Raw genomic sequence first — 14095 nt, forward strand, 5'->3', positions numbered from 1 at the left:
GTTATCGACTCTCTTTCGCCCTGTCGGACGTTTTGGGTTTGGTTTCCGGCTTGTTGCGGGGGGAGGGCGTCGCCTTCGGCATCCCGGCTCGAATGGCGTCGAACCGGGCATCGAACCAGGCGTCGAATCGCGCCCCCTCTTGGCCGTTTCCGCGCCAGGCCGGACCGAAATCCACGTCCAGGTCAAAGGTCCAGAAGTTTTCCCGCGCCAGGGGGCCGAGTTTAACCGCGTCCTTGGGTGTGCATACCACATGCGCGCATTGTTGTTTTACCGCGAATTGTTCGATGGCGCGCACATCCTTGCGGGTGAACGGATGATGGTCTGGAAAGATGAGTTGTTCACGGGGAGGCTGGCCCATGGACAGGGCCGCTGTACGCGCCACTTGTTTCGGTTCCCCCACCCCAGTGACCAGCAGGTACGGGCGGGTCAGGGGACCGGGGCGACGTTCACCGTCAATGACCCGGACCAAGCCCTGCACCTTGATTTGGAAATTGAAGACCGGAACGCCGAACTCCGTGAGTCGTTGTTCAAAAAGCGGAAACATGGACTGAAACGCCCGTGTCGGGCATTTGATCAAAAAGGCGCCGGCGCAGCGCAGGGCGGAAGCGCCTTCGCGCCAACTCCCCGAGGGCTGCACCCGGTTCCAGCCGGTATCCAGGTCCGAAGGGCGCAAGAGCACAAGGTCCAGATCGCGCTGCACCGCCAGATGCTGCATGCCGTCGTCCAGAATGATCACTCCCGGGCGTTCGCGTTGTTCCAGCCAGCGTCCGCCGCGCATGCGTACGGGATCCACCACGATGCGGGCCTCGGGATGCCGACGGCAGAGCATGAGCGGTTCGTCCCCGGCTTCCTCGGCCAGATTGCCGGGCTGCACCAGGTGCGGCAGGGTCTGGGGCCGGGCGCGATACCCCCGGGTCAGTACGGCCGAGCGCAGGCCGCGTTGGGCCGCCCAATCCAAAAGCCAGTCCGTAAGCGGTGTTTTCCCGGTGCCGCCCCATCCGATGTTGCCCACGCTCACCGTGGGTGCTGCGGATCGCCACGAACGGAGCACCCGGGACGCATAAAGCCGTCGCCGAAGCCGCATGCCCCCGGCATAGGCCGCACCCAGGGGAGCCAGCAGGGGACGCAGGAGGTGTTGGTACTGTTCTATTTGCATGATCTGGGTCGGTTGTAGCCCGTTGCGGCCATGGGGGGAACCCCTGCAATGTGATTTCCGGCGGTATTTGGGGAAAAAAGAGCGTCGATTCGGAGAGGTGGTTATTACGTTAGAAATGTTGAGGACTTCCGGTTGAGGTGCAAGGTCTTGTGTGGGTATGTAACAGCTCGGAACAGTTCGCTTCCGTGACTCCCCCGTTTTTGGTGTAGACCCCGGCTTCTCAAGTTAGATGACGGCTTACAACCCGTACCCGGTTATGTGTACCCACCAACCAAAAAGGGGTCAGGCATTTGCCTAACCCCTTAAAATTTCTGGTGGAGACGAGGAGACTTGAACTCCCGACTTCTGCCTTGCGAAGGCAGCGCTCTCCCAACTGAGCTACGTCCCCGTGTTCAAGGAGGGAATCACTACCCCTTTTCATAATGAAGCTCAAGTGTTTTTTCAGATGTCCAGAACATTGAGCACACGGCGGACCCGTTGCGTGTAGGTGTGCTCGGCGAGGATCAGCTCGGACCAGGCTTTGCCCAGGGTTGCGCGGGTGGTGTCCGGGCTTATGCGCTCGAAAAGTTCTTGGATTTCCTCAGGGCGGGAAAAAGTGATCTCCCGGACCAATTCGGGGGGGAAGATGTCCAGGCCGGGCGTGGTGTCCGTGAGCAGCAGGCCGCCGACGGCCCAGACGTCGAAATGCCGTTGGGTCATGCCGCGGGGCAGCAGCGGACTGGTCATGTTCAGGCAGGCCCGCGCCCGGGCATACACCGATCCCAACGCGCCGTAATAATCCACAGGCGGGCGCACGTCCACGCCCCGGTCCAGCAGGGTGCGCCAGTTGTCGTCGCCGAACACGGTCAGCCGTTCTCCGGCGTGGCGCAGGCATTCGGCCCGCCAATGCGCCCCGGTTTCCTCCGCCATGAAGCCGGCTTGTCGTATGGCATTGTTCGGCCAAAACGGATCCACTTCCAGGCGTTGTGTCCACCAGGCAAAGTCCGGGCGTTCGCCGCGTCCCAGCATGGCCAGGGCGTCGGGCCAATCGTTTGCAGCAGATTCCACACCCGCGAAAAATTCACGTTTATGCGGGAATTCCGACCGGCCCACAAAAACCAGCCGGTCATCCAAATCGGATGCCACGGGAGCCTGGCGGTCCTTGAACAGTGCCGGTGCCGCGGCCAGGGGCAGATGGTGTACGCTTTGCGCGCCCAACTGTTTGAGCGGTTCAATGAACCAGTCGTCGGTCACGAACAGGTCCGCCTGGGTCCAGTAGCGGGATTTGACGCCCGTGAGCAGGTGAAAGGGGTTGTCCACGCACCAGATGGCCACGCGGGTTCCGGCCCGCCGCAGCAGGTGGAACAGTTCGCCGAAGCGGTCCAGACCCTTGAAGTTGACGGAAAAAAAGACGCGGGGGCGTTCCTTGGTCAAGCGCCACGGGATTTCCATATCCGTGGGCTGCTCCCCGGCCTGGGGACGCAACACGGAGAACCCCTCGGCCCGGAAGGCCAGGTTCAGTTCCTGATCCAGGAGGTCGGATTCATCCCCGGGGAGCCAGAGCACCGGGGCGCTGTCGGTATTCGGTGGTGGGACGTTTTCCAGGTGGGGCAGGGCGCAGGTGGCCCAGAGCGGTCCCCAGAAGGAGGGGAAAAAACGGATGTTGCGCAGGTAGCGGCGCACTGTGCAGGAACGGGCCAGCGCGGGCGTTACGTCCTCAGGGGCGATCCGTTTGAAGTCTGCGGGAATGGAGGCGTGCCACTCCTCGGGCATCTGCCGCTCGAATTCCGGGCATTCCACATAGAGGGTATCCTTGACGGACGGGAAATATTCGGCCAATTTCCCTGGTTCCGGTCCCAGTCCAAGAAACAGTTTTTTTCGACCCCGGCCCAGGCGGTCGAAATTTTGCGGACCCGCGGGCAGGCTTTGGGTCTGCCCGATTTCCGTGACCACCTGGACACGGCGCGGCCGGATTTGCATGGTTCCTCCATGTGCAGTAAAAAGGCGCGAACGCCGTAACAACGAACAAGACGTACCGTTTTCCACGTTTTATGAAAAAATATCAAGACCACTACTTCAAGCGCGCCAAGCAGGAAAACTATCCTGCACGCAGCGTATACAAACTTCAGGAAATCGAGAAGCGTTTCAACATTTTTCGCAGCGGTCAGCGCGTGCTGGACCTGGGCGCGGCCCCGGGATCATGGAGCCTGTTTGCAGCACGCAAGGTGGGCGGCAAGGGCCATGTCCTCGGCGTGGACCTGCAGACCACGGAAACCGAATTTCCCGACAACGTGGAATTCTTTCATGGTGATGCTTTTGAACAGGACGGTCCCTTTGCTGATCGCCGCGCCGAACTCGCGCCCTTTGATCTGGTCATCTCGGACATGGCGCCCAAGACCACGGGCGTGAAGTTCGCGGACCAGGCCCGCAGTCTGGAGCTGTGCGAACTGGCGCGTGATGTGCTGCCCGGCGTGCTTGTGACGGGCGGTCATTTCGTGGCCAAGATTTTTGAGGGACCGGATGTGAAGGCCTATACGGATTCGCTCCGTCCATTGTTTGAAAAGGTTAAGACGTTTAAACCCAAAAGCTCCCGTGCCGAGTCCAAGGAGATGTTTGTCGTGGGGCTTGGCTTTCGGGGGGACGCGTTGTAAAGACGCTTCGCATTCCCGCATTTGACACTTTCGCCATATTCGGAGGTTTTATGGCCGGACACAGTAAATGGGCCAACATTCAACACCGCAAGGGTCGGCAGGACGCCAAAAAAGCAAAGTTTTTCACCAAGGCCGCTAAAGACATCATCCTTGCGGCCAAAGCCGGGGGCGGCAATCCCGAAGACAACTCCGCGCTGCGCCTGGCCATCCAAAAGGCCAAACAGGTCAACCTGCCCAAGGATAAGATTGACAACGCCATCAAAAAAGGCACGGGCGAACTCGCCGGCGGCGACATCTACGAATTTCAGTACGAAGGCTACGCACCCGGCGGCGTGGCTCTGCTCATTGAAGTCGCTACGGACAACAAAAACCGCACCGTGGCCGAAGTCCGCCATGTGCTGACCAAGCAGGGCGGCAACATGGGTGAGGCCGGTTCCGTGGCCTGGATGTTCGACAAAAAAGGCGTGCTCGTGTTCGACGGTGAGCAATACACCGAAGACCAGATCATGGAAATCGGCCTGGAGGCCGGTGCCGAGGACGTGCTTGATGAGGACGGCTCCCTCACGGTGCACACTGAACCGGGCGAGTTTATGGCCGTGCAGAAGGCCTTTGAGGACGCGGGGCTGGTGGCCCAGAGCGCCGAAGTGACCATGGTGCCGCAGAACCTCGTGGAGGTGGACGCGGACACGGCCCGTAAGGTGCTCAAGCTCATGGACGCCCTGGAAGACAACGAGGACGTGCAGAACCTCTACGTCAACGCTGATTTCCCGGACGAAGTCCTGGAAGAGATGGAATAGCATGGTCGTGGTTCTCGGCCTCGATCCCGGTTCCCGTGTCACCGGGTACGGCATCGTGGCCGAGACCTCGGGCTGCCTTTCCCTGGTGGAGGCGGGGACCATCCGCCCACCGGCCAAGCGGGATTTGCCCTACCGCTTGGGAAAAATTTATTCTGGCCTTGCCGAGATTATCTCGCGGCATGCCCCCCAGGAAAGCGCGTTGGAAAACGTGTTCGTGTATAAAAACGTGCAGAGCGCGCTTAAGCTGGGTCAGGCCCGGGGCGCGGCCCTGGCCGCTTGTACGGTGGCAGGACTGCCCGTGGCCGAATACGAACCCACCAAAGTGAAGAAAAGCATTGTCGGCGTGGGCAATGCGCCCAAGGACCAGGTGGCCTTCATGGTGGCGCGGCTTTTGGGCGTCGCCAATCCGGATTGGGCCGAGGACGCCTCGGACGCCCTGGCTGTGGCTATTTGCCATCTCAATCAGCGACGTCTCAATCATCTTGCCGGACTGTAGCGGTCCAATCTTGCCTTGCGGCCTCGCCTGCGGCTACACTGGACACATCCGGCGCGAACCGTGGATGCGCGTGCCGGACGTTTCACGCCCCGGGTGAAGCACTTCCCCTCACTCCAACAGCCAGCCGAGGACATTGTATGATCGCCTATCTTAAAGGCATTTTGGCGGATAAGGACGATACCGGCCTGACCCTGCTCACCCCCGGCGGCGTGGGGTACCGCGTGGCCGCGCCCACGTCCGTGCTTTCGGCCCTGCCCGCGCCCGGTGGCGAGGCCGAGGTGTTCGTGCACACCAATGTCTCGGAAAAAGCCATTGATCTCTATGGGTTTTTGGAAGAAGAGGAGCGGCGGTTGTTCCGCACTCTGATTTCCATCGACAAACTCGGTCCGAAAAAAGCCCTGGCAATTTTATCGCATTTCGATCCCGAACGATTGCGGGAAATTTCCTTTCGCGAGGACGACAAGGCACTGGCCACGGTGCCGGGCATCGGTCCCAAGTCCGCCAAGCAGATTCTCTGGTTCCTCAAAGATAAAATGGCGGGCATGGCGGAATTCAAGGCCCGGATCGCGGTCCCGGACGGCGTTACGGGCTCGGAATTTCTGGACGCGCTTGCGGGGCTTGCCAACCTGGGATACTCCGAAGAGGAATCCCGTCCTTTATTGAAGGAAATTTTTGAGGCCGAACCCGACCTGGACGCGGCGGGTGCCATTCGCCAAACCCTGCGGCGCATTGCCTCGGCCCGCTGATGAGACGCCATGACCCGTTGTTCTGTTGATGAAAATGTCCGCCCCCGCCGTCTGTCGGAGTTTATCGGCCAGGTTGAGCTGCGTGCCAACCTGGAGGTGTTTCTGCGTGCGGCCCGGGAGCGCGAACGCGCCGCCGACCATACGCTGTTTTACGGCAATCCTGGCCTGGGCAAGACCACTCTGGCCAAAATCATCGCCTCGGAGATGGGGGTAAACCTGGTTTCCACATCGGGTCCGGTCATGGAGCGGTCCGGGGATCTGGCGGCGATTCTGACCAATCTACAAGCCCAGGACATATTGTTTATTGACGAAATTCACCGCATGCCCGCCAGCGTGGAGGAAGTGCTTTACCCGGCCATGGAGGATTTCAAACTGGATCTGGTCATCGGCCAGGGACCAGGCGCACGCACGGTGAAAATCGACCTGGAACCCTTCACCCTGGTGGGTGCGACAACACGTCTGGGGCTGCTGACGTCTCCCTTGCGCGACCGTTTCGGTTGCATCTTTCGCATAGATTTTTACAGTCCCGAGGAATTGGCCCGCATCGTTCATCGAGCTTCGGGGATTCTAGGCATGGAGGTTTCGGACGAAGGCGCGTTGGCCATCGGCCGCCGGTCCCGGGGAACCCCACGCATCGCCAACAGGCTGCTGCGCCGGGTGCGCGACTACATGGTGGTGGCGGGGAAGGACTGCGTGGACCAGGAACTTGCGGAAATGGCCCTGCAACGCCTTGACGTGGACCCGCACGGCCTGGACTACATGGACCGCAAGATTCTGGATGTGGTGGTCCACCAGTTCGGGGGCGGGCCGGTCGGAGTCAAAACCCTGGCTGTGGCCTGTGCCGAGGAGGTCCGAACCATTGAGGATATTTATGAGCCGTATTTGATCCAATGCGGCTTTTTGCAACGCACGCCCCGGGGCCGCGTGGCCACGGCCAAGGCTTACCGCCACCTTAAGGCCGATCCCGAGCCGGGCCTGCTGTGATACTTGGCGCGGGCTTCCGCCCCACGCACTTTTCCACCAGTCTGCCAAAGGGGTTTTCCATGTTTCGCCGGACCTCGTGTTGTCTTGCGCTGTTGTTGCTGGCCGGACCCTTTTCCGCCCGTGCCTGAGCCGTGTATACGGGCTGGCCCGAACAACCCGCCCCGGGCGTGACCGAGGTCATCGGCCTGGCCGGAAAAGACGGGACCGAGGCTATCTACATGTCCGAATTCCATGGCTCAAGCGTTGTGGGCATCTCTATCGCCACGTATTCGAAGCGTTTTGAACAGCACTACGCGGACAATTCCACAACGGCATGCCCCGGTTTTTGACTTCCTATGCGCTGTACCGAGCAAATCCCCTGGAGGATGCCTCGGCCCAGGTTCAGGACAATGGCCGTTGGATCGCTTTTTCTTCCATTGGCCCGGAAATAGACCGGGTCGCATATATTGAAAAATTGACGCAGAAACAGGTTTGTTTTCGCACAGAGGGGACGTTGGACTGTTATAGGCGACAATAGTTGAATAAAAAGTCCCTTTGGGACGTTGTTATTATCCTGCGTTTTCAACGGATGGGGGCATGCGTTCAACCCGACTCCGGTAGCGCAGGTGTTTTTTTTGAGCGGGTATCCCACAATATCTTGTATTGTTATCACAAATTGCGAGATAAAAAAGGGCGTTCGTCTGTTCCCCTTGTTTTGTGGTCGGGACGGCAAAACCGTACGAAAAGGCCCATGATTCCTTGGTTGGCGATCCGAGAATTGTTGACAGGATTGGCCAATCCCGTTATTTGGGAGAAAGGCTACAAAAGTTCTAGAATTTGTCGTAAAAGTGCGTCGAGAGAAGCTGATTTTCCAGTATTTTTTTTGGAGGCGCAGGCGCGATTCGCGATTGCCATGACATGTAGCCAGGGGCAAAGTCTTGGTTTTTCGGCCTTGAGGCGGAAGAAGCATGGGTCTGCAGCCGCGTCGCAAGGAGAAGTCTTGTGGGCAAAAGGAACAGAGCGGATTCCACGGAAGCCCTGCTTGACGTCATTCGTGATGACGGTGAGCAGCGGTTGAATTTTCCGCAGTCGGCTTCCAAGGCGCCACGTTCCTCCCGACGGCAGAAGAAAAAAAACAAGCCTTCCAAAACCTCTTCCACTTCTTTGCGCACAGCGCGTCCTTCTTTGTTTTCCCGCAGCCGTAGCGCTGTTCTCGGCGTGGACATCGCCCAGGACACCATTACAGTCGTGAAGATGACCCGGGGTGATTCTCCGAAACTGCTGGATATTCAATCCGTGGCGTTGGAATCCGGGCTGGGTGTGGAGGAGCCGGGTCTTTCCGAGAAATTGCAATCCGTGCTGGGGCGCGTCGGATCTCGCGGGTGTGATATTTGGGTGCTGCACCGTGCGCCGGATGTGGAAATCGGTGTTTCGCGGATTCCCCGCGTCAAGAGAGGGGAGCTGGCCAACACGGTGTACTGGCAGCTGCAAAAGGAGCGGCGGTTCAACAGTGCGGAGTTTGTGTTGGACTTTCGCGTCCAGGACGCCGCGGTCAAGGAAGGGGAGGTACCCAAGATCGAGGTGCTCACCAGCCTTGCTGGTCGTGCGGATGTGGAGCGGCTTCGGCATCGATTTCGGGATGCCGGGTATTCCATTGCCGGGGTCACGGCTATTCCTGCTGCTTTTCAGAACATTTACCGCACCGGTTGGGCGGCTTCACGGTCGGGGCTGACAGCCAACCTGCATGTCGGAGCCACATTTTCCAGCATCACGATCTACGAGGGCGCCGGCATTCGTTTCAGCCGGAGCATCAAATTCGGGCTGGACTCCATGGCCGAGGAATTGCTGGATAGCTACAACCGGGGTGAGCTGACCAAGGGGATGCCCGGGCATGAGCTGGACCAGCACGGGGCGCGGCTGCTGATTCTTGAGAAGCTCCTTGACGGGCCGCGAGCCAAAGGTGGTCCCGGCGGGGAGCTGAATAAGGCCCAGGTTCTCGAGTCCGTGCGGGATTCGTTGGAACGTGTGGCCCGGCAGGCAGAGCGTACGCTGGATTACTATGCACAGAATTTTCATCAGCGTTGCGAAACCCTGCACCTGAGCGGCCGCATTTTCGGCAGCCCGGAGGTGGCGGAGTATGTGTCCGGCCAGTTGGCCTTGGACATGGAGATTTTCGATCCGCTCGGGGATCTGGATCTTTCCAGGCTTTCCGGACGGACCAGCCTGAGCGGACGCATGGCCATGAACGAGGCCGTGGCCGTGGCGCTTTCGGATCAGGGCAAGACCCTGAATTTTAGCCACAACTATCAGGCCCGGCGTCGCGACCGGACACGGGCCATGGTGGGCAATGCGGTATCCGTGTTCGTCATGGTCATGGCCTTGCTGCTGGGCGGATTGTACGTCTGGAGCGGGGAGACCATCGCGGACCTGACCCAGAAGGCCCGGGAGATGGAAGAGCGGATTATGCCGGAGATGGCCCTGGACGAGGCGTCACTGGCCCGGCTTTCCGCCGAAGTCGGAGCCTATCGCGCCCGTATGCGCAACGTGGCCGAACGCTATGAGGCGTTGGCCGTGCTCACGGAATTGCAGCGGATAACTCCGGAGCGGGTGCGGCTTTTGAATATGAATATGGAGCTGCGTGTCGCGCCCGGCAAGGGGACGGCACAGCCCGCCGCCGGGGAGTCGCCCGTGCGCCTGCTGGTGCTGGATATGGTCATTCTCGGCGGCGAGGAAAATTTTGAAACGGATCTGACGCGGTACCTCATCGCGCTCAAGGCGTCGCCGTTGTTCGGCGATGTGGTGGTCCAGCAAGGCGAAGTGCGTGATTTCATCCCGGAAGGGGATGTTTTTCACGTGGTTTTGCATGTGCAAATGGCATAGGGGCGAACATGTCCACTTGGCAGGAAGAATACAAGACCGTGGTGGTCAAGGCGGTGGGGGCGGTGGTCTGCTCCCTGGTGGTCGCCTGGATCTTCCTGGTGCCGCAGTTTCAGGAGTTGGTGTCGTTGCGTGAGCGGATTCACGACGCTGAAGAACGTCTGGAGCGTCAGGCCTTGTTTTTGCCCGAGTACGCACGCCTGCACCGGCAGATGGAGCCGCAGTCCGAGGGCGCGTATGACGTGCCGCCCACCGAACCCGTGGATGTAAATACCATTGAGCGGTTGCCGTCGGAGATGATCCGCCTGGCCGGGGATGCGGGCTTGCAGGTGCTGGATGTGGTGGTCAGCCCCGGGTCGCTGCGCACCGGGCAGGGCCGCATGATGATGCAGTGTGTGGTGCAGGGCGGGCTGGACGGGTTCAAGCAGATGTATCGAGCCTTGGCTGCGTTGCCCTATCTGGACAGGGTGGACCGGGTGGAGATGCGTGCGGCCCCTGGGGGCGCGGAATTTTTCCTGGAGCTGTGGGTTCTTTTGGAGGACCAGCGGACCGCCGGGGGGCAGGGATGAAAAAGAGCGAAAAGATTTTGCTTGGCGTCCTGGCCGTGGTGTTGCTCTGGGCCGGATATATTTTGCTTTTGGATCCGAAGTCGGAATCCTCAATCCCGGAAGGCGGCGCAGGCGCGTATAAGACCCAACTGGAGACCATGCGTCAGGATCTGGAGAAAAGCGCACTCACAGAAAAGGAACGTCGCATTGTGGCGCTCCTGGGCGAACACGCGCAAAACCGGCTGTTTTACGCCGCGGACCGGCAATTTTATTTTACGGACGGCGAGGCGTTCGACACAGGCGACGAGGAAGCCATCGTGTACAGCGGATATTTGCAGGCCGGAAACGCGGCCTTTGCCATCATCAACGGCATTGAATACTCGGTGGGCGACCAGTTGGCGGTTTCCGGCTACCGGGTCAAGCGCATTGCCCCCGGGTTCGTCACCGTGGAGCACCTCGACCCGAATACGGGGCGGGCCTTTGAGCGGCGCATTCCCCTGGCCGAGGATGGTGTGGACGACGTAAGCCTGAAGGCGGTCTACTGACGATGAAGCCCTTTGTCCGATTTTTCATGGCCCTTTTCCTCTTCATCGGGGTGCTGGCCGGTTGTGCCTCCACATCCGAGCCGGATGCGATGGATCCGGAGATGGAAAAGTGGCGCATCATGGCCGAGCAGTCCCAGGGGCATTCCCCGTCGGCGCGCACCGAGGAACTGGACCGTTTCGAGGAAGTGGAAACCAGGGCCGAAACCCTGGAACCCGAGGAAAAGAAGCAACCCAAAAAGCTTCCTGATTTCCGAATCACCCTGCGTATGCACAACGCCGATCTCGTGGCCGTACTTCAGGCGCTCTCCCGCGCCGCCAAGCAGAGCATCGTGGTCAGCCCCAGCGTGCAGGGCATGGTCAACATCAACATTGTCAAGACGCCCTGGGCCGAAGTGTTCAAGGGGGTGCTCAGTGCCAACCGGCTGAGTTACGCCTGGGAGGGCGACATCATCCGGGTGATGACCGCTGAGGACATGAAATACGAGCTGGAGATGGATCAGTTGCGGACGCAGCGGCAGGCCGAGCGGCTGGCCCAGCAACGCGCCGAACCCTTGGTCACCAGCATTATGAAAGTGAAGTTTTCCGACGCCGCGGCGCTGAAGGAAAATCTGGCTCCATTCCTGGCTAAGGACGGGGAGGGCGAACCGATCGGTTCCATCGAGGTGGACGAGCATACCAACGCCCTGATCGTCAGCAGCATCCGTTCCGATGTGGACCGGCTCATGCGCATCGTGACCCGGCTGGACGCGCCGCGTTCCCAGATCAAACTCAAGGCCCATATCGTGGAAACCACACGGGATACGGCCCGCGCTCTAGGCGTGCAATGGGGCGGCTCCTACCAGGGCAACCTTTATGATGGGTCCAATCTGTACGTCAATCCGGGCGGAACGACCGGCAGCACCACCTCCCAGTCCACCGGGGAGAGCCGCATGGGAACCTACGATCCCACACTGGGGACCGGTCCGTCCGGCAAGGGCGTGGGGATCAATTTGACGCCAAGCGGATTCGACGAAGGCGGGACCGGCCTTTCCCTGGGCATGATGTTCGGCAACGTGGGGGAAAACCTCCTGGAAGTGCAGCTCAAGGCGCTGGAGCAGGATAACAAGCTCCGGATCATCTCTTCGCCGTCCATCACCACCATGGATAACCAAAAGGCCTACACCGAATCCGGTGAACGGGTGCCGTACGCTACCACCGAGACCAGCGGCGGCGTGGTCACCACCACCGTGAAGTTCGAGGAGGTGGTGCTCCGCCTGGAGATTACGCCCCACATCATCGATGATCAGTACATCAAGCTCAACGTGCTGATTCAAAAAGACGAAGTGGACGAATCCCGCGAGGTGGACGGAAACTATTTCATCCTCAAGAAAAAGACCGAAACCACGCTTATTGCCCGCGACGGCGAGACCGTGGTCATTTCCGGTCTGAGCAAGCAGCGTTCCTACCGCAACGAGGACGGTGTGCCTTATCTCAAGGATCTGCCCGGCGGCAATCGGTTGTTCGGCAGCGAGAGCAAGCAGGACACCATGGATGAATTCATGATCTTCATCACTCCCACGGTTTTGGCCAAGTGGGTGGCTGGTGAGCGGCAGAAAACGTTGCAGGAGATTGAGGAAGAGTTGGAAATCAAACGGCTTGAAGAACTTGAGGCTAGGCGTAAGGACGCGCGGGGCAAGGCCGGAGAGGGTTCGGAGCAAGCCGGGGGAGCCGGGCAATGAAATACCATGAGCGATTGGGGCTGGAGCGGGAACCGTTTTCCAGTTCCCCGGATCCGGAGTTCCTGTACTACTCCAAGCAGCACATCGCCTGCTTGCAGGAACTGGAGATCGCGGTGCGCCTTAAACGTGGACTCAATCTGGTCATCGGCGATATCGGCACGGGCAAGACCACGCTGTGCCGTCGATTCGTGCGCAATATGAGCCAAAATCGCAATATGGCCGTGAATTTGCTTCTGGACCCGGGCTTTGCCTCGCCCCGGGCGTTTTTGCGCGTGCTTTGCGCGCAGTTTTGCGGCGAACTGCCGGACAGCCGGCTCAGCGTCTGGTCCCTCAAAGAGATGATCAAAAAGGCCTTGCTGCGGCAGGGCATGCGCGAAGAGCGAACCGTGGTGCTGATCATCGACGAGGGGCAAAAAATGCCTCCGGAGTGCCTGGAAATATTGCGGGAATTGCTCAACTACGAGACCAACGATGCCAAGTTGTTGCAGATCATCATTTTTGCCCAGCGCGAACTGGAGCCTGTGGTGGAGTCCATGCCCAACCTGCTGGACCGGGTGAATTTTTATCATCGCCTCAAGCCGCTGGGATTTCAGGAAATGCGCGAGATGGTCCGTTATCGGGTTGCCCAAGCCGCGGCCAGGGACAGCTTTGCTCCCGAACTGTTTACCTGGGGCGCATTTTTGGCCATTCATCGCGCAACGGGCGGGTATCCTCGAAAGGTGGTGCGCCTTTGCCACAAATGCCTGCTGCAGATGCTCATCGCAGGCAAAACCCGTGTGACCCGTGGCATTGTACGCGGCTGCCTTCGCGAGGAGCGCCAGTTGCGTCCGCGTCGTCTTGCGTGGTTTGCGGGGGTGGCGGTCTCCTTGCTGCTGGTGGGCAGTCTTGCCGCCATTCGTTGGGTGCCGGAAGTGCGTTCCTTTGTTCCGGCCTTGGAATCGGCCCTGGCTTCTGTGCCGGGCATGGGGGACTCTTTCGCTTCATCCTCCCCGGAAGGCGGTGCTTGGGACGAAGCGCCCGGACAGGATGTTCCCGACCCGACCGACGCTCAAGGCGGAGGAGCATTGGAGCCGTTCGTACCTAGCGCGGAATTGCCCGAGGTCTTCGGCGCGTTGCATCTGGCCCGGGGAGAGAGTCTTTCCGAGGCGGTGCGTTCCGTGTACGGCACGTTTGACCGCGGTTTGCTGGATGAGGTGCTGCGGTTGAACCCGCATGTGTCGGAACCGGACAGGGTGCCTGCGGCCGCCATGCTGCGTTTTCCCCTGGTATCGCCCCGGGACGGGATGTTGCCCCGCCAGCTGTATTGGGTGCGCCTGGACTCGGCCGCCAGCCTGGAAAAAGCGCATGCACGGCTGCGGCAATACACGTTTTTTGATCTGCGGCTTCGGCTGTTGCCCGAGTACACCCAGGTGGGCGGACTGCGCTTCCAGGTCGTGTTGGAGCGGCCCAGCCTGGAAGAGGACCGCGCTCGGCAGCTGTTTGAAACGTTGCCTCTGGCTTTGCAAAAGGATGCGGATATTTATCGACCAGCCCGGGAAACTGTTTCCCTGGGACAGGTCGATTCCGTGGTGCTCGAAACCCTGGCCCAGTCTCGGGACGGGGAAGGTTAACCGGCTGGG

The 14095-nt window shown here is 60.0% G+C and carries 13 protein-coding genes and 1 tRNA gene; 11 read left to right on the forward strand and 3 right to left on the reverse strand.

All coding sequences use genetic code 11. From position 1 onward, the window contains the following. Position 1: 1 nt before the first annotated feature. The 3 genes from lpxK to B5D49_RS02935 all read right to left on the reverse strand — a co-directional run bounded on the left by lpxK (position 2) and on the right by B5D49_RS02935 (position 3115). Positions 2-1156: a tetraacyldisaccharide 4'-kinase gene (gene lpxK / locus B5D49_RS02925; protein ID WP_078716163.1), complete on the reverse strand. Its 1155-nt coding sequence runs from the start codon at positions 1154-1156 to the stop codon at positions 2-4. Between the two features lie 312 nt (positions 1157-1468). Beyond that, a tRNA-Ala gene (locus B5D49_RS02930) sits at positions 1469-1544 on the reverse strand. A gap of 53 nt (positions 1545-1597) precedes the next feature. Next, positions 1598-3115 carry a glycosyltransferase family protein gene (locus B5D49_RS02935; RefSeq protein ID WP_078716164.1) on the reverse strand — a complete coding sequence of 506 codons (1518 nt, stop codon included), beginning with the start codon at positions 3113-3115 and terminating at the stop codon, positions 1598-1600. A gap of 71 nt (positions 3116-3186) precedes the next feature. Between B5D49_RS02935 and B5D49_RS02940 the strand changes: the two genes are divergently transcribed. From B5D49_RS02940 to B5D49_RS02990, 11 genes are all read left to right on the forward strand, one after another. Beyond that, a complete protein-coding gene (locus tag B5D49_RS02940) occupies positions 3187-3786 on the forward strand; it encodes an RlmE family RNA methyltransferase (protein WP_078716165.1) in 600 nt (199 codons plus the stop codon). 50 nt (positions 3787-3836) lie between these two features. Continuing rightward, a complete protein-coding gene (locus B5D49_RS02945; protein ID WP_078716166.1) occupies positions 3837-4583 on the forward strand; it encodes a YebC/PmpR family DNA-binding transcriptional regulator in 747 nt (248 codons plus the stop codon). A 1-nt stretch (position 4584) separates the two neighbouring features. After that, on the forward strand, positions 4585-5079 hold the full coding sequence (gene ruvC, locus B5D49_RS02950) for a crossover junction endodeoxyribonuclease RuvC (RefSeq protein WP_078716167.1): 495 nt from the start codon (positions 4585-4587) through the stop codon (positions 5077-5079). 137 nt (positions 5080-5216) lie between these two features. Next, a complete protein-coding gene (gene ruvA / locus B5D49_RS02955) occupies positions 5217-5825 on the forward strand; it encodes a Holliday junction branch migration protein RuvA (protein WP_078716168.1) in 609 nt (202 codons plus the stop codon). Positions 5826-5834: 9 nt separating this feature from the next. After that, on the forward strand, positions 5835-6809 hold the full coding sequence (ruvB, locus tag B5D49_RS02960) for a Holliday junction branch migration DNA helicase RuvB (RefSeq protein ID WP_078716169.1): 975 nt from the start codon (positions 5835-5837) through the stop codon (positions 6807-6809). Between the two features lie 131 nt (positions 6810-6940). After that, on the forward strand, positions 6941-7138 hold the full coding sequence (locus B5D49_RS02965; protein ID WP_078716170.1) for a hypothetical protein: 198 nt from the start codon (positions 6941-6943) through the stop codon (positions 7136-7138). Between the two features lie 652 nt (positions 7139-7790). Beyond that, positions 7791-9668 carry a type IV pilus biogenesis protein PilM gene (locus tag B5D49_RS02970; protein ID WP_078716171.1) on the forward strand — a complete coding sequence of 626 codons (1878 nt, stop codon included), beginning with the start codon at positions 7791-7793 and terminating at the stop codon, positions 9666-9668. 8 nt (positions 9669-9676) lie between these two features. Beyond that, on the forward strand, positions 9677-10234 hold the full coding sequence (locus tag B5D49_RS02975; RefSeq protein ID WP_078716172.1) for a hypothetical protein: 558 nt from the start codon (positions 9677-9679) through the stop codon (positions 10232-10234). Next, entirely contained in the window at positions 10231-10758 is a 528-nt protein-coding gene (locus B5D49_RS02980) for a hypothetical protein (protein WP_078716173.1), read from the forward strand. The genes B5D49_RS02975 and B5D49_RS02980 overlap by 4 nt, the downstream gene beginning before the upstream one ends. Before the next feature lie 26 nt (positions 10759-10784). Next, positions 10785-12476, forward strand: a complete 1692-nt coding sequence (gene pilQ / locus B5D49_RS02985; protein WP_159447117.1) for a type IV pilus secretin PilQ — start codon at positions 10785-10787, stop codon at positions 12474-12476. Then, a complete protein-coding gene (locus B5D49_RS02990) occupies positions 12473-14086 on the forward strand; it encodes an ExeA family protein (protein WP_078716175.1) in 1614 nt (537 codons plus the stop codon). The genes pilQ and B5D49_RS02990 overlap by 4 nt, the downstream gene beginning before the upstream one ends. Positions 14087-14095 lie beyond the last annotated feature (9 nt).

The organism is Paucidesulfovibrio gracilis DSM 16080, assembly GCF_900167125.1.
GTDB classification, from domain to species: Bacteria; Desulfobacterota; Desulfovibrionia; order Desulfovibrionales; family Desulfovibrionaceae; genus Paucidesulfovibrio; species Paucidesulfovibrio gracilis.

What these genes read in the sequence shown, in the direction of transcription:
- B5D49_RS02975 (WP_078716172.1), top strand. Translation starts at nt 9,677, where the DNA reads ATGTCCACTTGGCAGGAAGAATACAAGACCGTGGTGGTCAAGGCGGTG.
- ruvB (WP_078716169.1), top strand. Translation starts at nt 5,835, where the DNA reads ATGACCCGTTGTTCTGTTGATGAAAATGTCCGCCCCCGCCGTCTGTCG.
- pilQ (WP_159447117.1), top strand. Translation starts at nt 10,785, where the DNA reads ATGGCCCTTTTCCTCTTCATCGGGGTGCTGGCCGGTTGTGCCTCCACA.
- B5D49_RS02945 (WP_078716166.1), top strand. Translation starts at nt 3,837, where the DNA reads ATGGCCGGACACAGTAAATGGGCCAACATTCAACACCGCAAGGGTCGG.
- B5D49_RS02980 (WP_078716173.1), top strand. Translation starts at nt 10,231, where the DNA reads ATGAAAAAGAGCGAAAAGATTTTGCTTGGCGTCCTGGCCGTGGTGTTG.
- lpxK (WP_078716163.1), bottom strand. Translation starts at nt 1,156, where the DNA reads ATGCAAATAGAACAGTACCAACACCTCCTGCGTCCCCTGCTGGCTCCC.
- ruvA (WP_078716168.1), top strand. Translation starts at nt 5,217, where the DNA reads ATGATCGCCTATCTTAAAGGCATTTTGGCGGATAAGGACGATACCGGC.
- B5D49_RS02935 (WP_078716164.1), bottom strand. Translation starts at nt 3,115, where the DNA reads ATGCAAATCCGGCCGCGCCGTGTCCAGGTGGTCACGGAAATCGGGCAG.
- B5D49_RS02940 (WP_078716165.1), top strand. Translation starts at nt 3,187, where the DNA reads ATGAAAAAATATCAAGACCACTACTTCAAGCGCGCCAAGCAGGAAAAC.
- B5D49_RS02990 (WP_078716175.1), top strand. Translation starts at nt 12,473, where the DNA reads ATGAAATACCATGAGCGATTGGGGCTGGAGCGGGAACCGTTTTCCAGT.
- ruvC (WP_078716167.1), top strand. Translation starts at nt 4,585, where the DNA reads ATGGTCGTGGTTCTCGGCCTCGATCCCGGTTCCCGTGTCACCGGGTAC.